Genomic DNA, 22,991 nt, shown 5'->3' with positions numbered 1-22,991 from the left:
TGCCAATTTACAGCCGGCACATTTTTATAATTTTGTAAAGTATCCCAGGTAGTACCATAGGTTTGTGCAAAGCTGCTGCTGTCTTGTGTAGCACCACGCGTTCTCTCCCACTGCCAGGTTACAAAATCATAAGGACTTAATACATCCTGGAAGTTGCTTAACTTACGAATACCATAAGAGCCATTGTAAGTTACCTGTGTTTTGCCGGCACGGCCACCTTTAGTGGTAATTATAACTACACCATTGGCGCCTCTTGCCCCATAAATAGCTGTAGTAGATGCATCTTTTAAAACATCCACGGTGGCAATATCCTGTGGAGATATTACCGATAATGCATTTTCCACCTGTACGCCATCAACAATATAAAGTGGTGAATTGTCCTGTGTAATAGAACCGCCACCCCTTACCCTAACAATGACTTCTGCCCCCGGCGCACCTTCTGTAGAAGTTAACTGCACACCGGCCAACTTACCCTGCAGGGCTTCGGCAGCCGAAGACAATGGAAAATCTTTAAGCTCTTTTGCATTAACAGAAGATACCGAGCCGGTGAGGTCTTTCCTTTTGATAGTGGCGTAACCTACCACCACCACATCTTCCTGTGTAACGGCTTCTTTGGTTAACTGAACTGTAACGGGATCGTTTCCTGTAACTGTTACAATTTTTGAACCGTAACCAACTGATGAAACAACAAGATCAACTGATGCTGTACCTGAAATGGTAATGGAAAAATTTCCACCGGCATCAGTTTGTGTTCCCTTTTTTGCATTTTTTGCAATTACGTTAACACCTGTTAACGGTGCCCCGTTTTCGTCTGTTACTTTGCCCTTAATAGTTTTGTTTTGGGCAGATGCAATAAAAGGAAAAATAAAAAAAATAGTGATAAGAAATAATAACTTATTCATATAGCAGTGTTTAGTTTGTATAAATAAAGCAGTGTTTTTTAGAAGGGGGAAAATAAAAACACTGCAGCAATCAATACCCAATGTTAAAACTTTTTTTACAGCATCTAATTACTGCAGCATACTATTTTTACGCAAACGTTCCCGATAACGATGGCACATTATTTTATACCCCTAAAATGCCTTAACTTCATTTTAAAAAGTGGTATTTTTTGCCACTAAAAATTTAATAATGAAGTTTGAACCGGTTACAATAAAAGATATTGGAAAAGCATTAGGATTATCCACATCAACTGTTAGCAGGGCTTTACGGGGCAGTTATGAAATAAGTTCGGAAACAAAAAAATTGGTGCTGGAGTATGCCGAAAAAATAAATTACCGCCCCAACCCGATTGCATTAAGTTTAAAAGAAAGGCGCAATCATTCGCTTGGAATTATTGTTTGCGAAATTGCCAACAACTTTTTTTCGCAGGCTATTAATGGTATCGAATCTATTGCCTACAACCGGGGTTACCATGTTATCATTTCGCAAAGTCACGAATCTTTTGAAAGAGAATGTGTAATTGTTGATCACCTTGCCTCCAGGTCGGTTGATGGATTATTAGTTTCTGTATCCAGCGAAACACAGGATTATACTCACTTTAAACAATTGTACGAAAAAGGTTTGCCCATTGTTTTTTTCGACCGTGTGGCCAACGAAATAATTACCCATAAAGTAATTGCCGATAATTTTAAAGGTGCTTACGATGCTACAGAGCATTTAATTAAAAATGGTTTTAAAAGAATTGCACACATTACCAGCGCACCTTATTTATCAATTTCGGAAGAACGTTTAAATGGCTACAAAGAAGCGTTGCTGAAAAATAATATTGAGTACGATGAAAAATTAGTGCACTACTGTTATCATGGCGGTATGATTTATGACGAGGTGGAAGAAGCATTAAAAAAGATATTTAAATTAAAACAAAAAGCAGATGGATTGTTTACCGCCGGCGACAGAATAACCACCACCTGCATGCAGGCACTGCAAAAGTTAGATAAAAAAATTCCGGATGATATTGCAGTAATTGGTTTTACCAATACCAATTTAGGCGAACTGTTTAATCCGTCACTTTCTGTTGTAAGGCAACCTGCTTTTGAAATTGGCCAGGTGGCAACAGAATTATTAATAAGTATGATTGAAAGTAAAAGGCCTGTTACAGAATTTGAGTCGAAGGCTTTGCAAACAGAATTGATCATAAGAGATTCCTCTGCTGCAATTGCGAAAGCAAAAAGTAATTCGTAATTTAATTCATTGACCATTCACTATTGACCATTCGCCATTCACAACTCACCATTCACCATTCACTAATGAAACTGCAATTTATTTCTGTTGGCAAAGCACATGAGCCTTATGTAAAAGATGGTGTGGAAATGTTTACCAAACGCATCTGTCATTATTACACTGCCGAATGGCATATTATTGCTCCACCAAAAAACAATGCGGTATTAAGCGAAACAGATCTAAAGAAAAAAGAAGGCGAAGCCATTTTAAATCTTTTACAAAAAGATGATTATGCCGTTTTATTGGATGAAAGGGGCAAACAAATGAAAAGTGCAGAGCTGGCAAAGTTTATTGAGCAACGGGCAAATGAAAGTATAAAGAAAATGGTATTTTTAATTGGCGGCGCTTTTGGCGTAAGTGATGAGGTTATGAAAAGGGCTAATTATAAATGGAGTTTATCTAATTTAGTTTTTCCGCACCAGATAGTAAGGTTAATTTTGGCAGAGCAGGTGTACAGGGCATGTACAATAATTAAAAACGAAAAATATCATCATCAATAAAATAATTTAATCTCTCTTATTTATGGATCAACTTTCTTTATTCCCTGTTACATTCGCAATTCTTGCAATAACAGTAGGTGTTTCTTTACTGGGTTTTACTAATAACGATTTAAAGAATAAAGCTTTATTTTATCCGTATGGCATGGGTTCTGCCAATGAATATTACAGGTTTATAAGCCATGGGTTAATTCATGCTGACTACGTTCACCTGTTTTTTAACATGTTTACTTTTTATTCTTTTGGAAGATTTGCTGAATTAGAATTGTTTACAAAAACAGAGTTCGTTATTTTATATGTAACCTCACTGGTGGCATCATCTCTTTTCGACTTTTTTAAAAACAGAAGCAATACAAGTTATGCTGCATTGGGTGCATCCGGTGCTGTATCTGCGGTTTTATTTTCTACGCTAATCTTCGATCCATGGACGAAGGGAGTGGCTTTATTTGGAGTAATAGCTTTACCCAATATTGTTTTTGGTGCATTGTACTTATTTTATTGCGCTTACATGGCTAAACGTGGTGGCGATAATATTGGCCACAATGCACATTTATGGGGTAGTGTTTATGGATTTGTTTTTACTGCAGTGTTAAGACCAGAATTGTTTAAAGGTTTTATTGAGAAGTTGATGCATCCGCATTTTTAAAATTGTTGCTGCTTTGCAAAAACTCTTGGATGCAAAACTCTTGGAGGGTTGAGTTTAATATTTTGAAAAGTTTTAGAAAACCCTCCAAGAGTTAGGTGAGATTGAATTGATTTAAGAAAAACTTATTTGCAACACCTCTTTTGTTTTATCAGTAATCTTAAACCGGTCGTCAATACGCATACCAATTACCCACAATATTTTTTTATTATTTTCTATTACCCACACTTTTTCTTTTTGTGTAAGCGATAATTTTTGATCGATAAAAAAACGGCTGAGTTTTTTCTTTTTCTGCATACCAAGCGGATAAAAATAATCGCCTTGTTTCCATTTGCGGAGGAGTAAAGGAAATTTAATTTCAGCAGCATCTAACTGTGCTGTTTGGTTGTTAGTTGACAGTTGATAGTTAACAGGCCGTAATAATTTTTCAATTTGCAAACTCCCCATTTCGAAAGTTATTTGCTTATCCTTTTCTTCAAATAAAATATTTTGTGCTGCTGCAGTTTGGTTGGGAGAAATGATCAGCCATTTTCTGTTTTTAATGATGCGGTGAGAAGTTGATTGAATATATTTACCCGATTCGCTTTGTAAGAGTGTAATAACTTCTTCAGCTTGATGAGATGTAAAATTATAGTCCTTAATAATTTCATAAATAACAGTTACCAAAGGTTTTATTTTCTGCAATTTTAAAACCGGGATATGAATTTCATTTCCTTTTGTTTCCAGCAATTTACTTTTATGCAGTTCAATTGCCTGGTTGTATAATTGCTCTGCTTCACCAAACCTTGCAATATTTTTTAAAATATTTTCATCCGCTTCTGGAAAAACTTTTTTAACAGCGGGTATTAATTCATTACGGAAATAATTACGGGTAAAATCATTTTGCTCATTGGTATAATCTGTAACAAACTCCAGGTTATTTGCACTTGCGAAACCGCTCAATTCATTTTTATTTGCAAAAAGTAAAGGCCTTACAATTTTACTTTGTTTGGGTAAAATGCCATGCAATCCTTTTATGCCAGTTCCCCGGAAAAAATTCATCAGCACCGTTTCAATATTATCATCTGAATGATGGGCCGTTAAAATATACTTGCTACCGTTTTCAATTCTTATTTCTTCAAACCATTTGTACCGTAAGTTTCTTGCGGTTTCTTCAATCGATTTTTTTTCTTGTTTTGCAATTGTATTAATATCAAATTTTTCTACAAAAATTTGCACCTTATATTTTTCAGCCAAAATCCTTACAAATTTTTCGTCCCTCTCACTCTCTTCTCCTCTCAATTGAAAATTACAATGTGCAATTGCAAAATCATAGCCTGCCTGTTTGCATAGTTCACAAAGCACAATACTATCTACGCCGCCACTTACAGCAAGCAATAATTTATCTTTTGATTGAAAAAGATGTTGCTGTTTGATGTACGCTTTAAATTTTTCCAGTAAGTTCATGCCCCTGTCCCCTAAAGGGGAACTTAGTTTGTTAGTTTAAAATTATTTTGAAAAAATAATGCTCTCATACGCTTCGGTAAAAGTTGAATAAAGTTATTCTGTAAAAGAGTGCGACGCCACCGAAGTTGAAAAAAGATTTTATGCCCGGCCAAAAAAAAACCTCCCGCCCCGATTTATCGGGACTCCAAAGGAGAGGGAACTCGAATGTGCTGCATTAACTTTAATGTTAGCTCAATTTTTTAATGCAGAAACAATCTTAGTTCCCCTTCAGGTACAGGGGTTCTACTCCTCCAAATCCTCCTTCGCTCCCATCAACTCATTATACGAATGATTATCGCTCACTCTTTTGGCTTCCCACATACCACGTTCATACACTTTTATGGCTTTTTCAAACTCCCCGGCACGCTCTAACAATTTGCCCAAATGATAATAAGAGCCGATGTACGTAGGTTCTCTCAGCAAAATTTCGTTAAACAATTTACGGGCTTCCTCATCCTTATCCACCTTAATGTATTCCAGTGCCAGCGCATGTTGCAGAAAACTATCCTTATCGGATGTTTTCATGTATTCCAGCAATTTTTCTATCCTGCTCAATTTTTTATTTTTAATTTTTTACTTTTTAATTCGCTTCTCTTATCTTTGCTTTTAGTTGCATAAACAACCATTTATGAAAATATTAGTTTGCATTTCAAAAACGCCGGATACCACGGCAAAAATAGCCTTCACAGATAACAATACGAAATTTGCTGCCGACGGCGTGCAATGGATCATTAATCCATACGACGAATGGTACGCATTGGTAAGAGCTATCGAATTAAAAGAAGCCGATGCTTCCACCGCTATTCATTTAATAACAGTTGGTGGTGCCGATACCGAGCCCATCATTCGCAAAGCATTAGCATTGGGCGGCGATGAAGCCATTAGAGTTAATGCCGACAGTCATGATAGTTTTTATATAGCCAGCCAAATTGCCGAAGTGGCAAAGGCAGGTGCATACGATTTAATTTTTACCGGCAAAGAAACGATTGATTACAATGGATCTTCCATTGGCGGTATGGTGGCAGAATTATTAAACATTCCTTACGTATCGCATGCCGCTAAATTTGATTTGGTGGATGGCGCTGCAGTTATTGTTCGTGAAATTGAAGGCGGCGAAGAAACGAATAAAGTTGGGCTGCCCGTTGCCGTTAGCTGCCAGAAAGGAATGGCCGAACAGCGCATCCCTAACATGAAAGGTATTATGGGTGCAAGAAGTAAACCACTAAAAGTGCAGGAGGCTGTTGCGGTGGAGGCTTTGACTTCGATTGTATCTTTTGATCTGCCTCCGGCAAAAGCTGGTGTTAAATTAGTGAGTGCCGAAACGCCGGAAGAATTGGTAAGGTTGCTGCATGAGGAAGCGAAGGTAATATAAATGGATAATGGATTAATTGACAATGGATAATGTTGTAAATTCAAATCATTATTCATTTTTCAACCATTAATTATGAAAGAAAATATTTTAAAAGACAAAAGTTTTTTGTTTGCTGTAAGAATAGTTAATCTGTATAAATTTTTAAAGAAACAACATGGCGAATACATCATTTCGCAACAGCTAATAAGATGTGGCACATCGGTTGGGGCAATAGTTAGAGAAGCGGAACATGCAGAAAGCCTAAAAGATTTTATACATAAATTGAGTATTGGGCTAAAGGAAGCAAACGAATCTAAATACTGGCTGGACCTGCTTTTTGCAACTGAGTTTATAACAAAGAAAATGTTCGAATCTTTAAATATCGATTGTGAAGAATTATTAAAATTACTTACTGCAAGTGTAAAAACCAGTAAGCTAAAAATTAAATAAATTATTAATTATCCATTATTAAATTATCCATTACTATTATGTCAGTATTAGTTTTTCTTGACCAATCAGAAGGAATAATAAAAAAGTCTTCTCTTGAAGCAGCAAACTACGGGGCAAAAGTTGCTGAGCAATTAGGTGTAGCCGCAGAAGGAATAGTTTTGGGCAATGTTACCGATGATTTAGCGGCATTAGGCAAATACGGATTAAAAAAAGTGCACACTGTAAAAAATGACACTCTCGATCATTTGGATGCACAGGTTTTTACCAATGTACTGGTTCAGGCTATTGCAGCAAGCGGGGCAACCATAGTTGTGTTTAGCAATAACATGAACGGCAAAGCTATTGCACCAAGGTTAAGTGCAAAATTAAAAGCTGGCCTTGTTAGCGGTGCAATTGCATTGCCCGATACCAGCAATGGGTTTGTAGTAAAGAAAAGTGTTTTCAGTGGTAAAGCTTTTGCAAACATTGCCGTAAACACACCGGTAAAAATAATTGCATTAAACCCTAACTCTTATAATATTGTAACTGCAGATGGCACTGCAGAAGTTGCAGCATTTGCCGCAACTGTTGATGCACCAAAAATTACCGTTACTGCAACAAATAAAATTGTAGGTGAAGTACCATTAAGCGAAGCTGAATTGGTTATCAGCGGTGGCCGTGGTTTAAAAGGCCCGGAAAATTGGGGACTGGTTACCGATCTTGCAAAATTATTAGGTGCAGCCACTGCATGCAGCCGTGCCGTAGCAGATGTACACTGGCGGCCGCATCACGAGCATGTGGGCCAAACCGGTTTAGCCATTGCGCCTAATTTATATTTTGCCATTGGTATTAGTGGTGCCATACAACATTTGGCAGGTGTTAACAGAAGTAAAGTAATTGTAGTTATTAATAAAGATCCCGAAGCGCCATTTTTTAAAGCCGCCGATTATGGTATTGTGGGTGATGCGTTTGAAGTGATGCCGAAGATAATTGAGGCGGTGAGAAAGTTAAAAGGAGCATAATTAATGTTATTTATAATAAAAGCCTTTCAATTAGTTTTGAGAGGCTTTTGTTTTTATATTTGCTTTTATTAATAATCCATAATCAATTCCCTTTTAGGGGCTAGGGGCAATGAAAAAAATAGAACTCGAAATAGTAGCACTCTCTCACAGCATTACGCAAACACACTCTTATGCCGTGGTATTGGGAGAAGTAAATGGTTTGCGCCGCTTACCCATTGTAATTGGTGGTTTTGAAGCTCAGGCAATTGCTGTGGCGCTGGAACGCATGAGCCCCAGCCGTCCGCTTACACACGACCTGATGAAAAATTTTATGATGGCTTTTAATGTGGAACTCCACGAAGTAGTAATAAACGATTTGCAGGAAGGAATTTTTTACAGCAAACTGGTGTGCAGTTCTGCCAACGATACGGTGGAAATTGATTCCCGAACATCTGATGCATTGGCACTGGCCGTAAGGTTTGGTTGCCCTGTTTATACTTACGATACTATTTTAGACCAGGCTGGTATATTAATGGAAGATGATGGCAAAAAGAAAAAAGTACAATCGGTAACTACCGAAACTGGCGGCAGCGACGATTTAAAATCGATGACACTGGAAGAATTGAATGCCCTGCTTGCTGATGTACTGGATCATGAAGATTATATACGTGCCATTGCAATACGGGATGAGATTAAAACCAGGAAGGACAAGTAATGGATAATTTATTAATGAATAATTGATACTGTTATTTTAAATTCGACACAACCTGCGTTTTAAAAGTTTCAAAAAAATATTTAAATACATCAGGCCTTAAAATATTATCCATTTTAAATTATTCCATTATCAATTACCCCCAACATGCTCGTTTTCCCCAATACAAAAATAAATCTCGGTTTACAAATTCTTAATAAAAGAGAAGATGGTTTTCATAATATAGAAACTGTTTTTTATCCTATTGGTTTAAAAGATGCACTGGAAATTATTCCATCAACAAATTCTGCTACTGATATTGAATTTACTTTAGGTGGCTTACCAATAGATGGCATTAGCCATGATAACATTTGCCCAAAGGCGTATCAACTTTTAAAGAATGACTTTCCTGAATTGCCATCTATTAAAATGCATTTACAAAAAGCCATTCCTATGGGTGCAGGTATGGGTGGCGGCTCGTCAGATGGTGCTTTTACTTTAATGCTGCTGAATCAAAAATTCAAACTCCAGCTTACAAAGCCTCAACTTATTACATACGCTTTAAAACTGGGCAGCGACTGTCCTTTTTTTATTATCAACAAACCCTGTTATGCAACAGGGCGTGGCGAAATTTTAGAAGAAATAAAACTTGATTTATCAGCCTACAAAATTGTAGTGGTTAACCCAAACATTCAGGTACATACCGGGGGCGCTTTTAGTCAACTCAAACTTGTGCCGCATAAAAAAACTGTAAAAAAAATCATCCGTCAACCCATCAACACCTGGAAAGACGATCTGCAAAATGATTTTGAAGAAAACATAGTTACAAAGTATCCTAAACTAAAAACTATAAAAAAAGCTTTGTACAGCGAAGGTGCGATATATGCTTCGATGACGGGTAGCGGCAGTACTTTTTTTGGCATTTTTGAAAACACTATACCGCTAAAAAGATTTACAGATAAAAATTATTTTGTAAAAATATTGCCTTAGTCTAATTCACTCAGTAAAGAATCGATATCTAATGGAGCTGTGCCCATCCACAATTTTCCTTCAGTATTGGTGGGCCATTGGTCTTTTGGCCGGTCCCAGTATAATTCCACACCATTGCCATCTAAATCGTTTAAATAAATTGCTTCTGATACACCATGATCGGATGCTCCCGTTAATAGATATTCAGCGTCTGTTAATCTTTTAAAAATAGTCGCCAGGTCTTTTCGTGTGGGATAAACAATGGCCAGGTGATATAAACCTGCAGCTCTTACCGGCGCCGGCCCTGCATTTTTACTATGCCAGGTATTTAAACCAATATGATGATGATATCCGCCTGCCGAAATAAAAACTGCACTGTCGCCATAGCGCTGGGTAATTTCAAACCCAAGCAAATCTTTATAAAAACTTAAGGCCCTGTCCAGATCGGCCACTTTTAAATGCACATGCCCTATATGGGTTTGTGCAGGAATTGTATAGCTCATAAAATAGTTTTATCTTGCATCAAATTTACAACTATCAGTAATTTATATAAAATAGAATCTTTCCTGGGCAATAATCTCGATTTGCTCAATCATCGAAGTATATAAGCCCCTATCTCCGCCACTGGTGGAGGAATTATCTGCATTTATTTTTTTACAATTTTACAATTTTATTTTATGCATTCTACCATTGCTTTATCGGCAACAGCACAGCAGTATCTTGATTTAGAAGAAAAATATGGCGCACACAATTATCATCCCTTGCCAGTTGTACTAAACCGTGGCGAAGGTGTTTTTTTATACGATGTTGATGGCAAACGTTACTACGATTTTTTAAGCGGTTACTCCGCAGTTAACCAGGGCCATTGCCACCCAAAAATTATTGCATCGCTAATAGAACAGGCGCAAAAATTAACGTTAACCTCAAGGGCTTTTCACAGTAATTTATTGGGAGAATATGAAAAATATATTACTGCCTATTTTGGTTACGATAAAGTGTTGCCCATGAATACCGGTGTAGAGGCTGTTGAAACTGCAATTAAACTCAGCCGCAAATGGGCTTATCAAATAAAAGGCATTGAAGAAAACAAAGCAAAGATAATTGTATGCGAAGGCAATTTTCATGGCAGAACAACAGGCGTAATTTCTTTTAGTAACGATACTGCTGCTGTAAAAAACTTTGGCCCTTACATGCCCGGTTATGTGGCGATACCATTTAATGATACAGCCGCTTTGGAAAAATCTTTTCAGGATAAAAACGTTGCAGCTTTTTTATTTGAACCCATACAGGGCGAAGCTGGTGTGGTAGTACCTGATGAAGGTTATTATAAAAAGATAAGAACATTATGTACTGAGTACAATGTATTAATGGTGGCTGATGAAATTCAAAGCGGCCTTGCAAGAACAGGCCATATGCTGGCATGCGATTATGAAGATGTACGTGCCGACATTTTAATTTTAGGCAAAGCATTAAGCGGTGGTGTGTTACCGGTAAGTGCTGTATTATGTGATGATGAAATTATGATGACCATTAAACCCGGTGAACACGGCAGTACTTATGGCGGCAACCCTTTATCATGTAAAGTTGCCATTACTGCACTGCAGGTTTTAAAAGATGAAAAGCTTACAGAAAATGCAGCAGCAATGGGAGAATTATTAAGAAGTGAACTGCGTAAATTAAATTCTCCTTTTATTGAAACTGTTAGAGGCAGAGGATTATTAAATGCTATTGTTATTAAACATACCAATACAGAAGCAGCCTGGGATTTATGTTTAGCTTTAAAAGAAAACGGACTTTTGGCTAAACCAACTCATGGCGATAAAATTCGCTTTGCCCCGCCATTGGTTATTAATAAAGAACAAATTTTAGACTGTGTGGATATTATTGCCAAAAGTTTAAAAACGCTTGAAGTTTGACAGGGTTTTATTCTTATTTTTAGTTATCCGCTCATTAAATAATATGAAATGAAAAAAATATTTTTTTTCTTATTGACTTTATTTGCCCTTACAAAATTTACATACGCACAAAAAGATACTTTAACAGGTGAAGCTGCACAACAAATTTTAAGTGCGATAAAAATTGATACTGCAAGATTTTTAAACAGTGTTTCTGCTGACGCATGCAAATGCATTGATTCAATAGCACTAAATAATAAAACCAGTAAAGAAATTTCAGCAGATATTTTTACCTGCATAGATAAACAGGTTAGTGTGTATCAACTATTAATAAAACTTTATCAATCAATGTTAGGTGGAGATAAAAATAATAAGATCTCTTTAAACACTAATAAAAATTCTCAGGAATACCAGAAATACTATTTTGAAATTGAGAGATGGCTAACTGATAGCTGTGCCTCTTTAAAAAATGCAATTAATTCAGATAACGGGGAGTCTGAATTTTCAAAATCAAAAGATGAAAAGGCACTTAAGTTATATTACAAAGGCACCGATGCTTTAAATGGAGAAAATTTTAAAAGACGCATTGCCCTGGTTTGAAAAAGCAGTAAAGCAGGATGAAAAATTTTCTTTTGCCTGGGATAATATTGGTGTATGCAGAAGAAAGTTAGGCGATTTGGATGGTGCGTTGGAAGCTTATACAAAATCGTTACAGCTTGATCCAAAAGGAAAGTTGCCCTTGCAAAATATACCTGTGGTGTATGAATTTAAAAAAGATTATGATAAAGCGTTAGAAGCTTACAAAAATCTTTATAAAATTTATCCTGATGACCCGGAAGCATATTATGGCGCCGGAAGAATGTATGAACTTAAAGGTGATTTAGAAAAAGCGCTGGATAATATGTGTAAGGCTTACAATGCTTATGTTGAAATCAATTCGCCTTACCGTGTAGATGCAGAAAATAATATATCCATATATTTTAAAAAAATGAAAGAACAGGGTAAAGAAGAATTATTTTATAAAATACTTAAAGAAAATAAATTAAATCCTTCAACAAAATAATTGTTGCTCAAAAAAATTACATGGATACACACTTGCATCACGACCACAAAGAAACACATTTAAAAAGTTCTCAGGCTTTATCGGATATTGTAATTGGAATGAGCGATGGGCTTACTGTTCCTTTTGCTTTAGCTGCAGGTTTAAGTGGTGTTGTTACCAGCAGCGGTATAATAGTTATTGCCGGCATAGCTGAAATATGTGCAGGAAGCATTGCAATGGGTTTGGGTGGATACCTGGCTGGTAAAACTGAACAGGACCATTATAAAAGTGAAAAAAGAAGGGAATATGATGAAGTGGAAAATTTACGTTATCGTGAAATTGAAGAGACAAAAGAATTTTTTGCCAACATTGGTTTAAGTCCGCAATTACAACAACAGGCTACAGAAGAAATTTCCCAGGATAAAGACCGGTGGGTAGATTTTATGATGAAGTATGAATTGGGTTTAGAAAAACCAGATCCTAAAAGAGCAACAAAGAGTGCATTGAACATTGGCTTGTCTTATGTAGCCGGTGGCATCATCCCGTTAAGCCCTTATTTTTTTATTAGCGATTCATCCGAAGCTTTAAAAATATCTGCAGTAGCTACATTAGCCTGCCTTTTTGTTTTTGGATTTTTCAAAAGTAAGATCACCGGTGTGAATCCTTTGTGGGGTGCATTAAGGGTTACATTAATTGGTGCCATGGCTGCTGCTGCTGCATTTGGAGTAGCAAAGCTTTTTGAGCATTAATTATTGCGACATTGTTATTTTGTATTTGTAGTAAAAAGCAATAAATACTTTCCGTAATTCCACTGCGTACTTTTCTTATACTTTTGGCTATAAAAGACTTTTTCTAACCGCAAAATACTTTAAAGCGGTAAAATTTATTTCTTTAAAAATAATTTTTAAATACCTGCGTTCAAAATAAGACGATCAATGTTCTTAATTATTTAATACCGCTAATTTTTCACGTTTTAAATCAAATTAAAAACATTGTTATAAGCAGAAAAACAAAACTATATTTTTTTATATTGATAATATTAATATTTAAAAACAAAAAAAATTGGTATAGTTTTTGAAAAGATTAACATGAAATCCTTTTTAAAATATCCTATGAAAATTAATTTTTACATCAATGGTGCTTACAATTATTTTTTATTTGCACCTAACTTTTCAAATCAATTAATTTATACAGGTTACTTATAACACCAGTCATTGAAGTAAAATTCATTCTGGTTCTGTAATTAATTTTTTATAAATACCCATCTAATCTCCCCTTCCATCAGCAAAGCAACACAAATTTAAAATTGTGGAACCAATTTTATTTACAGGTTAATTATATCCCTGCGGATTTTTTTACCACGCATAAAATAAATTCTACAAACAGTTAGTATAAAGGACTACATTTTTAAATTTTTGATTTAACTAAGTTTGCATCAGACTTTTATTGAGCAATCAAAAAAAGTATTAACCAATATCTAATTAAAAACTAAAAAGAATCCAAATGAAAACTATCCAATCCCCTGTGAGGAGATTTGTGTTTACAACACTCTCCATTATAACTTTTTTTTGCTGTTTTGCAATTTCAGGTTTTGCTACCACTTACTATATCAGCCCGGCAGGTAATGACGTAACTGGTACAGGCACACTATTAAATCCATGGAGAACATTAAAAAAAGCTACCTCAACAGTAAATACAACCGGCGATATTATCCATGTAAATACAGGTGTTTATACCGAAACACAACAATGTTTTTTAGCAACAGGTGTAAGTATTGAAGGTGATGGGGTTACTTCTGTTTTAAGAAGTACTGTTAACACAATTTATACTGCATTACTGGAGGTAAGAAGTAACGAAGGCACAAATGGTAACCAGCATATAAGTAATGTAAAATTTGATGGCACTAACCTTACAACACATTGGGCTGTATGGATTGCTGGCAGAAGTAATGTTAGCATGTACAATTGCACTGTGGTGGACTTTAAAGACAGGGGTGTAATTTTTAGCGGAAGAAATGATGGAATTGCACTTCCGCCAGCTTCGGCCTATGCAACCGGTAATAAATTTTATAATAATATAGTTAACAATTGTGCTGATTATAACGGCTATGGCAGAGGCTGCCTTGAAATGGGTGGACAGGAAGGTTTACTGGTTTACAACAACACCATTACACAAAACAGCAGGCCAAGCGGTCAAAACGGATGGCCCATTAAATACACCAACGAAGGTTGGTTAAAGGGTGTAAAAATATATAACAACACCATTACAAAAATACCTTACGCAAATGATGGATGGAGTTTTGCACTGGAATTATTTAATGCACAGGGCATGGAAATTTATGGTAACACCATACAGGGAAGTTTGGATTTTAATTACCAGGGAAACAAAGGAATTTACCCCTGGGCAATTTATATACATGATAATATTATTAAACAACCGGCTATAAGTACATACCAGGAAGAAGGAATAATTTTTGAATACTCTACAGATGGATGTATAATTGAAAATAATATTTTTGAAAATTTAAACCAGCAGATTGTTACCTACCCCAGGGCAAATACGTTAATGAAAGATATAATAGTACGTAAAAATCTTTTTAAAAACTGTGGTAAAACCAACAGCAATGATGGATATTTGATTGGAGGATTTGGTGGGGCATTAGGGCCCAACTGGTCGATAGATAACTGGGAAGTATATAACAATACATTTGTCGCTGCAACTACAGGCAATGCAAACCCTGATTTTGCTATTAATATTTCTTATGGTGGCGCATTTGCCGTTAACGGTTTAAAAATAAAAAATAATATAATTCAGGGTGTTAGATTAAATGTAATGCTAACCAATGACCGGTCTAAATTTACAAATTGTCAATTTCAATTCAACGACTTTTATGGTAATGGAGATAATATTAATTTAGTTCCAACCTGGGCATCATCTGGTATTCCGTTTCCTGCAAGTACTACAGTATCTAATAATTTGACAACTAACCCAATGTTTGTAAATAACATTACATATTCCCTGCAGGTAACCTCACCACTAGTTGATGCAGGCACCAATGTAGGATTACCTTATATGGGAGCAGCTCCAGACAGGGGTTATGCTGAAGTAAGTACTGCCCTGCCGGTTAAACTTACTGCTATAAAAGTTACCGAAAACAAAGGAAAACATATTTTGCAATGGACAACATCAACAGAAATAAACAGCAGCCATTTTAATATTGAAAGAAGCAGTAACGGGCAGGATTATGAGGTTATTGGCAGCGTTGCAGCAACAGGTTTTAGCTCCAGCGAAGTAAATTATAATTTTACTGATGCTGCACCTTTAACAGGAATAAATTATTACAGACTTGCAATGATTGATAAAGACAACAGCAAAGAATATAGCGGTATTGTTTCAATTTTATCTAAAGCAGGCCAGGCATTGAATATTGTGGCTGCCCAATTATCTTCTGGTAAAAATAATGTTAAGCTTACCATTAACAGCACACAAAATCAAAAAGCAAATCTTGTTGTATTTGACCAATCTGGAAAAATAATTTTAAACGAACAAATTGTATTACAAAAAGGATTGAACATCATCAATAAAAACACATTGCCGATAGCAAAAGGTATTTATTATCTAAAGTTATTTACCAATGAAGTAACTGTTGTTAAAAATGTTTTTAGCACCGAGTAAGTAATTTAAAATAAAAATAAAAATCCCTCCTCAATATTAAGGAGGGATTTTTTATTGGTAGTACTACCGAAATATGAATATATCTTATTGAACTTTTAGCAAGGCCTTTTATAATCGCATTATATCATTTTTGTTTCTGAATTATTCATTCTAAAGTTATACTTCAAAAAAATTGTTTCAAAAAAATGTAATGTTTTACAAAGACAGTTAAACTAAAATACAAGGTTAACAACAGGATAAAAAATCATCTCCCGGTTTACTCTTATATAACTGAAATATAAAGAAATTAAATATAGAGCTTGCTGTGCATCCGCAATACTGTACAATATAACAGAACTATCTAACTGAGTAATTACACCTTACTTCTTAGAACTGTTTAAACACGTTAAACTGTTCATCCGAGCTTGCATTTAATCTTGCCGGCATTTACTGATAACAAAAAAAAATTTTACAAACCTGTTTTAATTCTCTTATACAATTAGTCATAAATTTTTAACACAATTTTATAGATGTGTGAAAGATGCAATACTTAAATGCAATTGTGTAATTTTTTTTGAATTACTGGATTCACGTTTGCAGTATTATCAAAGAAATTAAAAACATAAAACCAATATTCATGAAATACATTTTTGCAAGTGCCGTAGTATTATTTCTGTTTGTAAAAAACGTAAATGCAACAATTTTTTATATCAGCACAACAGGCAATGATATAACAGGTAATGGTACAATAAGCAACCCATGGAAAACGCTTTACAAAGCAACATCAACAGTTGTAACTGCAAACGATATTATACGTGTTAATGCAGGCGTTTATACCGAAACCATGCAATGCCTTTTAGCTCCCGGAGTTAGTATTGAAGGTGATGGTGTTGCATCAGTTCTTAAAAGTACTTTAACTGCAGATTTTATTCCGTTGTTGTCTGCAATATCACCAGAAGGCACAAACGGAAACCAGCATATCTCTAATTTAAAATTTGATGGACAAAATCTTTCCACCTTTTGGGGTATTAATATTGCCGGGAGAAGCAATGTTAGTATCCATGATATAACGATGGTGGACTTTAAAGACAGGGGTATATTATTTAATGGCAGAAATGATAATGTAGATGGCCCTCCTTCAATTTATGCAACGGGTAATACATTGTACAACAGTACCATTTTAAATAGTGCTGCATACAACACCCCAAACGGGATATATGGCAGAGGGGCAATAAATATTGGAGGACAGGACGGCATGCTGATTTACAATAATATTATTATTCAAAACCAACGCCCTAATGGTTTTAATGGATGGCCAATAAAATATCTTAACAATGGCTATTTAAAAGGTGTAAAAATTTATAATAATACCATAACAAAAATACCATCAACCAGTACTTTTGGAGGGCAAAATGGTTGGGATTTTGCCGTAGAATTATTTAATGTACAGGGATTAGAAATGTACAATAACACCATACAGGGAAGCCTCGATTTTAACTACCAGGATAACAGGGGCGTTTACCCTTATTCTATTTATATACATAATAATACCATTAGCCAGCCAGCCCTTAGTGCTTTTAGAGAAAGTGGGATTATTATTGAATTCAGTGTAGATGGGCTTATAGTTGAAAACAATGTTTTTAATAATATCAGCAGCGCCATAGCATTTTATCCAAGAGCTGGAACCGTTATTAAAGATGTAACAGTAAAGAAAAATTTATTTAGCAACATTGGGCAAATAAATAATTCTGAAGGTTATATGATTGGAGGTTTTAATGGTGCAGTAGGAAGCTGGGCTATAAATAATTTTGAAGTTTATAATAATACTTTTATTTCGGCAACAGGTAATGCAGCGCCATTTTTTGCTGTTAACTTAACTTCTTCTGTTTCTTTTACAGTAAACGCATTTAAGTTTAAAAATAATATAATTCAGGGATTGAGGAATAATGCAATAGTGAGCAATGACCTTTCTAAATTTACAAATTCCCAAATTCAGTATAACGATTTGTTTGGGAACGGTGACAATGTTAATATTTTTTATTACCAGGCATCAGCAACTTCACTTAACAGTACAAATACGGTATCTAATAATTTAGCTGTTAACCCCTTATTTATGGGTGGGGGCAATTATAATTTGCAATCATCTTCTCCATTAATTAATGCAGGTGTTAATGTTGGTTTACCTTTTTCCGGTTCAGCACCTGATATTGGTTACGCCGAAGCTAATATTGCTTTGCCTGTTAAAATAATTAATTTTAGTGTTGAAGAAAAGAATGAAAAAAATATTTTGCAATGGACAACAGCAACAGAATCAAACAGCAGCCATTTTAATATTGAAAGAAGCAGTAACGGGCAGGATTATGAAGTAATTGGAAGAGTTAACGCAACAGGTTTTAGCTCCAGTAATTTGAACTATAATTTTACTGATGCTGCACCTTTAACGGGAATTAATTATTACAGGCTGGCCATGATTGATAAAGATAACAGTAAAGAATACAGCAGCACAGTTTCTATTTTATCTAAATCAAATCAATCATTAAGTATTTTAGCCGCCCAATTATCTACTGGCAAAAAAGATATTACACTTAAAATCGCCAGCACACAAAATCAAAAAGCTACTCTTATTATATTTGATCAGGGTGGAAGAATTATTTTAAATGAAGCGATTAACTTACAAAAAGGCGTGAACACAATTAATAAAATTACTCCAACTATATCGAAAGGTATTTATTATTTAAAATTATTTACCAGCGATGCAACAGCAGTTAAAAATATTTTCACTACCGAATAAACGATTTTGCAAATAAAAAACTCCTTCTAAATTTTAGAAGGAGTTTTTGTGTTATCATTTTATTACGTACTTACATTATGCTTGTTGTTATTTGAAATATTAGCAATAGTCCAGTCAATCTTTTTTTCAAACGGGTGTTTACGAACCGGGCAGTTTTGCTTTAGACAAATATTACAACTGTAATCAAGGCAGCCATCGGAGTGCACAAAAAGCTCCACAGCTTCTCCATATTCATCTTTAACTAACGATGATAAAGCATCAATTTCTTTATGTGCTTCATGCACATTTAAATACCAGGGTATAGTAAGATGACAGTCTAAATGTATAGTTGCTCCATATTTTATTATACGAAGATTATGCAGATCAATCCAGTTTTCTTTTCGATGGGTATTTAATGTTACCACTAATTTTTTTAATAAAGCTTCATCGGCTTCATCCATTATCCCGGCAATTGAGCTTCTTATAATTTTATACCCTGTAAAAATAATTATTAATGCAAAAAGTATTCCCACGGCACTGTCCATCCACGATATTTTTGTAAATAATATCAGCAATAACCCAGCAATTATACCCAATGTACTCCAGGTATCCGATTGCAAATGTTTACCACTTGCAATTAATGCCAGCGAATTATTTTTAGTTCCGGTTTTAATACAAACCGCTCCGGCAATATAATTGATGAGTGCAGTAATTGCAACCAGCATAATTCCATAATCTAATTTTTGTATGGTATGCGGATTAAGTAAATTAATTACCGCTTCATAAATAATTATAAACCCAGCTACCGTAATTAAAGTTCCTTCAACAGCAGCAGAAATAAATTCCGCCTTACCATGCCCGTAAGGATGATCGTAGTCTTTTGGTTTTGCCGAAACATAAAGGCTGTACACTCCTATCAATCCTGCAATTACATTTACTATACTTTCTAACGCATCCGTTAAAATAGCTACAGAATTAGTGAGGTACCAGGCAATAATTTTTATTACAAACAAAAGAATGGCAATTGCCGTAATAATTTTTTGAAGCCGGAGATTTTGATGTGTTGTTTGCAATAGCTTTACTTGAAGACATAAAGATACAAAAGCATCTACACTTGATTGCCAGCAACTGCTATTAAAAATTGAATTACTCTATAAAGCCTGAAAAATAAATTGATGTCAACAAATTTCTTTAATTGCTATATAGATAACTTAAATAATTTTACTGCCGTCTTTTTAAAATCTTATGCCAATTAAAATACCGGATCTAACACCACCAAAAGGCCCATCTAATTTCACGTTAGCGCCATTAGCGTTTACAGTTACAGTTTTTGTAGTAAGTGGAATTTCAAAATCTTCCAGCTCCATTCTTAAATCATTTTGTTCATCAGCAGTAAGTGGCTGAGAAGATTTGCCGGTAAAATCTCCTTTGCCATTTCCGTAATGCGGACCAAGTATCCACCAATCGAGGCTGATATGTTTACCCAAATGCCATTGCGCCCCAAGCATTAATCCAAAACTATTGCCTTTTAATTCACCCGCCATAGAAATGGTATTTTTAACCATAGCTGTATTTTCGTAAGTAAATTTTAAACCGCTTCCTTTGTAAGTGGCATTACGGTAAAAAGGTGCTAAATAAAATCCACGTCCGAAACCTTTTTTGCCCACATAAAACCTAAACTCCGGTGTAATGGCTGTGTTGCCTAAATTAAAATTTGCCAGTTGCTCTTTTGCTTCTTCATCATCGCCAACAATTTTTTCAATAGTGCTTTGTAATGGTAATTTACCATTGGGCATTGTTCTAAAACCCAAAGCAAAAGAAAACTTACGGTTTAATATTCTCTCGTATTGAAAAGAATAATTTTTTAAAATAATTGAAGTAAGATTTACCTTAAAAAGATTCATGGAATGCTTTTCACTTTCGTCATTATCTTTTCCTGGTTTATCGTATTGAGCAAAAGCAGAAGTAGATAGCAATAAAATACTGAGAGCAAAAAGAATTTTACTTTTCATGATTTAGGTTTAGGTTTTAGGTTTAATTAGTGTTAATGCTTATTAAGATAGGTTATTAAGTACATTACTCAAAAATGAGCTTAATTTTGAAAACTTAGAAAGGTGATTTCACCTATTTAAAAAAAATAAAAGGCGGTAAATGGTTTTATGAACTCTACACTACAAAATCCGCTTCTTTAAAATCGAAATAGCAGATCCCTTCGCCATAAAAACTGAATTTGGGTTTACATCCTGCAAAAAAGAAAATTCCTTCCCATACAAAGCTGTAAAATCACAATCGATTAAATAATTTTTTATGGCATAAACTTTCCAGGCGGGATGGTGCACTGCATATTCAAAAGTAGTTTGTGCATTATATTTAGCGTATCCCCAGTAATGCTCTGCAATAAATTCTTCTTCGCTGCCTGGCTGCATAGGTAAGGCCTCAGTTGTTGTAGTGGCTTCTAATTTATTCCATTTATTCTTAAACTTCCAGTGGTAACCCAAATGTATTTCATTTTCGTTTTGGCTATAAAAATGTTTCATCGGCATAGTACAATACTTTTCATTGTACAAACTATTGGCAATAATACTTATAGCAGGCTTGGGTACAATTTCTTTTATAAACACAGCTCCACGTTTCCATTCGCCATTATCATTATACCGCACATAAAACCTCAAATTTACTTCTTCAAAATTTTTATGAAACGGAATACTAATTCCCAGTAGTTTTGTTTTTTCAAACATAAAACCAATTAAACTTACATAGCAATTACCTTTATAAAAATCGAGTTCGGTTTTATTGGGCAGGTATGGTTTTAAAATAGCTGGGTCAATAACATAATTGGCCATTATTAAATTATTCCATTCGGCAGTAAGAAAAGTTGCATGCATATTTTATAAACAGATTAGGGAAGTAATAGTTCAATCTGTTTTCTTTTTATTCACTTCTTTAAATATCAACCGCAAATTTTGATCGTAAGTAAAATAGTTATACAGCCAGTTACAAAAAACAAAAAAGCGATTCTTTACACCCAGTATAAGCATCAGGTGCAGACCCATCCAAATCATCCAGGCTAAAAAACCACTGAAGTGCAATTTAGGTTTTGGCATATCTACTACAGCTAAGTTTCTGCCCACTGTTGCCATACTGCCTTTATCGTTGTAAACAAATTCTTCCATTGCTTTTTTGCTGCTCTTCATTTCAATACTGCGTAAATTATTTGCAATTGTATCCGCCATTTGCATAGCTACAGGCGCCACCTGTGGGTGACCGTTAGGCCATGCAGGTTCTTCCATATACGCCACATCGCCTATTGCAAAAATATTATCATTGCCGTATGTTTTGCATTGCCTGTCAATTTTTATACGGTTGCCTTTAGCAATTAAATGTTTATCAACCCCTTCAGGAATATTACCTTTTATCCCAGCTGCCCAAATCACTAATTTGGTATCAATAGTTTTTCCATCCTGTAATGTAATTTTTTCACCATCATAATCTTTTAGCAGGCTGTTGGTTAAAACTGTTACACCTAATTTCTCTAAATACTTCCTGGAATCAACACTGCTTTTTTCGCTCATTGTTGCTAGTGTTTTATTGCCACCTTCCAGCAAAAAGATTTTCATCTTTGTAAAATCCAGTTCGGGATAATCTTTTGGCAGCACATATTTTTTCATATCGGCAATGGCGCCACTCAACTCCACGCCTGTTGGCCCGCCACCGACAATAACAATATTCATTAACTGTTCAATAAGTTTTTGATCATTGGTATTTATGGCTGTTTCGAAATTCTGCAATAATTTATAACGTAGCTGTAATGCTTCCAATGTACTTTTCATAGGTAAAGCATGATCCATTAAATTTTTATTGCCAAAAAAATTTGTATCGGCACCGGTTGCTATTACTAAAGCATCATAATTAAATTCGCCAATATTGGTAACCACTTTATTTTCAGTAGCAATAATCTGCTGCACTTCGGCCATTCTAAAGCGCACATTTTTGCTGTAGTGAAAAACTTTTCGCAACGGGAAAGAAATATTGCTGGCATCCAGCCCTGCAGTAGCTACCTGGTAAAACAATGGCTGAAACTGGTGAAAATTAAATTTATCTATCAATGTAATTTCAAAACCGGGTTTGTTGCTGAGGTTACGAGCCAGCCTTAATCCCCCAAAACCACCGCCAATTATAATGAGTTTCATTTTGTATGTTTTATAGCACAAAGATATGTTATTTTCAATAATTTTTGAAAATATAAATATTTCATTATTGTAAAACGGTGTAATTTAATTATCCGTGTAAATGGCGTCACAGAAAGTCAAGTTCTGTCAATATGCTGAATGCAAAGTTCCC

General features: G+C 35.0%; 22 protein-coding genes. 14 read left to right on the top strand and 8 right to left on the bottom strand.

Annotation, left to right across the window (positions count from 1 at the left end; all coding sequences use genetic code 11):
• Positions 1 to 902 (bottom strand): TonB-dependent receptor plug domain-containing protein (locus ACY651_RS15545; RefSeq protein WP_462254382.1); only part of this gene is annotated, 902 nt, incomplete at its 3' end.
• Between the two features lie 229 nt (positions 903 to 1,131).
• On the opposite strand from ACY651_RS15545, the gene ACY651_RS15540 reads away from it, so the two are divergent.
• The 3 genes from ACY651_RS15540 (at position 1,132) to ACY651_RS15530 (ending at position 3,366) form a co-directional block, all read left to right on the top strand.
• A complete protein-coding gene (locus ACY651_RS15540; RefSeq protein WP_462254380.1) occupies positions 1,132 to 2,184 on the top strand; it encodes a LacI family DNA-binding transcriptional regulator in 1,053 nt (350 codons plus the stop codon).
• A gap of 65 nt (positions 2,185 to 2,249) precedes the next feature.
• Positions 2,250 to 2,723: a 23S rRNA (pseudouridine(1915)-N(3))-methyltransferase RlmH gene (locus ACY651_RS15535; RefSeq protein ID WP_462254378.1), complete on the top strand. Its 474-nt coding sequence runs from the start codon at positions 2,250 to 2,252 to the stop codon at positions 2,721 to 2,723.
• Positions 2,724 to 2,745: 22 nt separating this feature from the next.
• On the top strand, positions 2,746 to 3,366 hold the full coding sequence (locus ACY651_RS15530; protein WP_462254376.1) for a rhomboid family intramembrane serine protease: 621 nt from the start codon (positions 2,746 to 2,748) through the stop codon (positions 3,364 to 3,366).
• Positions 3,367 to 3,477: 111 nt separating this feature from the next.
• Here ACY651_RS15530 and tilS read toward each other — a convergent pair whose 3' ends face one another.
• Together tilS and ACY651_RS15520 are read right to left on the bottom strand one after the other, a co-directional pair.
• Positions 3,478 to 4,809: a tRNA lysidine(34) synthetase TilS gene (gene tilS, locus ACY651_RS15525; RefSeq protein WP_462254374.1), complete on the bottom strand. Its 1,332-nt coding sequence runs from the start codon at positions 4,807 to 4,809 to the stop codon at positions 3,478 to 3,480.
• 282 nt (positions 4,810 to 5,091) lie between these two features.
• Positions 5,092 to 5,403, bottom strand: coding sequence for a tetratricopeptide repeat protein (locus ACY651_RS15520; protein WP_462254372.1), 312 nt, complete (start codon positions 5,401 to 5,403; stop codon positions 5,092 to 5,094).
• Positions 5,404 to 5,476: 73 nt separating this feature from the next.
• On the opposite strand from ACY651_RS15520, the gene ACY651_RS15515 reads away from it, so the two are divergent.
• The 5 genes from ACY651_RS15515 to ispE all read left to right on the top strand — a co-directional run bounded on the left by ACY651_RS15515 (position 5,477) and on the right by ispE (position 9,310).
• Positions 5,477 to 6,220 carry an electron transfer flavoprotein subunit beta/FixA family protein gene (locus ACY651_RS15515; protein WP_462254370.1) on the top strand — a complete coding sequence of 248 codons (744 nt, stop codon included), beginning with the start codon at positions 5,477 to 5,479 and terminating at the stop codon, positions 6,218 to 6,220.
• A gap of 72 nt (positions 6,221 to 6,292) precedes the next feature.
• Entirely contained in the window at positions 6,293 to 6,649 is a 357-nt protein-coding gene (locus tag ACY651_RS15510) for a four helix bundle protein (protein WP_462254368.1), read from the top strand.
• Positions 6,650 to 6,687: 38 nt separating this feature from the next.
• Positions 6,688 to 7,650 carry an electron transfer flavoprotein subunit alpha/FixB family protein gene (locus ACY651_RS15505; protein WP_462254366.1) on the top strand — a complete coding sequence of 321 codons (963 nt, stop codon included), beginning with the start codon at positions 6,688 to 6,690 and terminating at the stop codon, positions 7,648 to 7,650.
• A gap of 109 nt (positions 7,651 to 7,759) precedes the next feature.
• Entirely contained in the window at positions 7,760 to 8,344 is a 585-nt protein-coding gene (locus tag ACY651_RS15500) for a bifunctional nuclease family protein (protein WP_462220171.1), read from the top strand.
• Between the two features lie 144 nt (positions 8,345 to 8,488).
• Positions 8,489 to 9,310 carry a 4-(cytidine 5'-diphospho)-2-C-methyl-D-erythritol kinase gene (gene ispE, locus ACY651_RS15495; protein WP_462254364.1) on the top strand — a complete coding sequence of 274 codons (822 nt, stop codon included), beginning with the start codon at positions 8,489 to 8,491 and terminating at the stop codon, positions 9,308 to 9,310.
• Here ispE and ACY651_RS15490 read toward each other — a convergent pair.
• Positions 9,307 to 9,792 (bottom strand): VOC family protein, encoded by a 486-nt coding sequence (locus ACY651_RS15490; protein ID WP_462254362.1) that lies wholly within the window; start codon positions 9,790 to 9,792, stop codon positions 9,307 to 9,309. The two genes, ispE and ACY651_RS15490, sit on opposite strands and share 4 nt — an antisense overlap.
• 174 nt (positions 9,793 to 9,966) lie before the next feature.
• Here ACY651_RS15490 and rocD point away from each other — a divergent pair, with 174 nt between their 5' ends.
• The 6 genes from rocD to ACY651_RS15460 all read left to right on the top strand — a co-directional run bounded on the left by rocD (position 9,967) and on the right by ACY651_RS15460 (position 18,671).
• Positions 9,967 to 11,205, top strand: a complete 1,239-nt coding sequence (gene rocD / locus ACY651_RS15485) for an ornithine--oxo-acid transaminase (RefSeq protein ID WP_462254360.1) — start codon at positions 9,967 to 9,969, stop codon at positions 11,203 to 11,205.
• Positions 11,206 to 11,253: 48 nt separating this feature from the next.
• On the top strand, positions 11,254 to 11,784 hold the full coding sequence (locus ACY651_RS15480) for a hypothetical protein (protein WP_462254358.1): 531 nt from the start codon (positions 11,254 to 11,256) through the stop codon (positions 11,782 to 11,784).
• A complete protein-coding gene (locus tag ACY651_RS15475) occupies positions 11,747 to 12,247 on the top strand; it encodes a tetratricopeptide repeat protein (protein WP_462254356.1) in 501 nt (166 codons plus the stop codon). The genes ACY651_RS15480 and ACY651_RS15475 overlap by 38 nt, the downstream gene beginning before the upstream one ends.
• Before the next feature lie 20 nt (positions 12,248 to 12,267).
• Positions 12,268 to 12,975 (top strand): VIT1/CCC1 transporter family protein, encoded by a 708-nt coding sequence (locus ACY651_RS15470; protein ID WP_462254354.1) that lies wholly within the window; start codon positions 12,268 to 12,270, stop codon positions 12,973 to 12,975.
• Positions 12,976 to 13,729: 754 nt separating this feature from the next.
• Entirely contained in the window at positions 13,730 to 15,901 is a 2,172-nt protein-coding gene (locus tag ACY651_RS15465; RefSeq protein WP_462254352.1) for a right-handed parallel beta-helix repeat-containing protein, read from the top strand.
• 616 nt (positions 15,902 to 16,517) lie between these two features.
• Positions 16,518 to 18,671 carry a hypothetical protein gene (locus tag ACY651_RS15460; RefSeq protein WP_462254350.1) on the top strand — a complete coding sequence of 718 codons (2,154 nt, stop codon included), beginning with the start codon at positions 16,518 to 16,520 and terminating at the stop codon, positions 18,669 to 18,671.
• Positions 18,672 to 18,733: 62 nt separating this feature from the next.
• On the opposite strand, the gene ACY651_RS15455 is transcribed toward ACY651_RS15460, so the two are convergent.
• From ACY651_RS15455 to ACY651_RS15440, 4 genes are all read right to left on the bottom strand, one after another.
• The gene (locus ACY651_RS15455) at positions 18,734 to 19,723 is read right to left on the bottom strand and encodes a cation diffusion facilitator family transporter (RefSeq protein WP_462254348.1); all 990 of its coding nucleotides are present in this window, start codon (positions 19,721 to 19,723) and stop codon (positions 18,734 to 18,736) included.
• Positions 19,724 to 19,885: 162 nt separating this feature from the next.
• A complete protein-coding gene (locus ACY651_RS15450; RefSeq protein ID WP_462254346.1) occupies positions 19,886 to 20,662 on the bottom strand; it encodes a hypothetical protein in 777 nt (258 codons plus the stop codon).
• A gap of 159 nt (positions 20,663 to 20,821) precedes the next feature.
• Positions 20,822 to 21,535 carry a YqjF family protein gene (locus ACY651_RS15445; protein ID WP_462254344.1) on the bottom strand — a complete coding sequence of 238 codons (714 nt, stop codon included), beginning with the start codon at positions 21,533 to 21,535 and terminating at the stop codon, positions 20,822 to 20,824.
• Positions 21,536 to 21,565: 30 nt separating this feature from the next.
• Positions 21,566 to 22,840: an NAD(P)/FAD-dependent oxidoreductase gene (locus ACY651_RS15440; protein WP_462254342.1), complete on the bottom strand. Its 1,275-nt coding sequence runs from the start codon at positions 22,838 to 22,840 to the stop codon at positions 21,566 to 21,568.
• Positions 22,841 to 22,991: the final 151 nt, after the last annotated feature.

The sequence above is a fragment of the Ferruginibacter sp. genome, assembly GCF_031391665.1.
Classification (GTDB): domain Bacteria; phylum Bacteroidota; class Bacteroidia; order Chitinophagales; family Chitinophagaceae; genus Ferruginibacter.
This window is presented reverse-complemented; position numbering and strand designations above follow the sequence as displayed.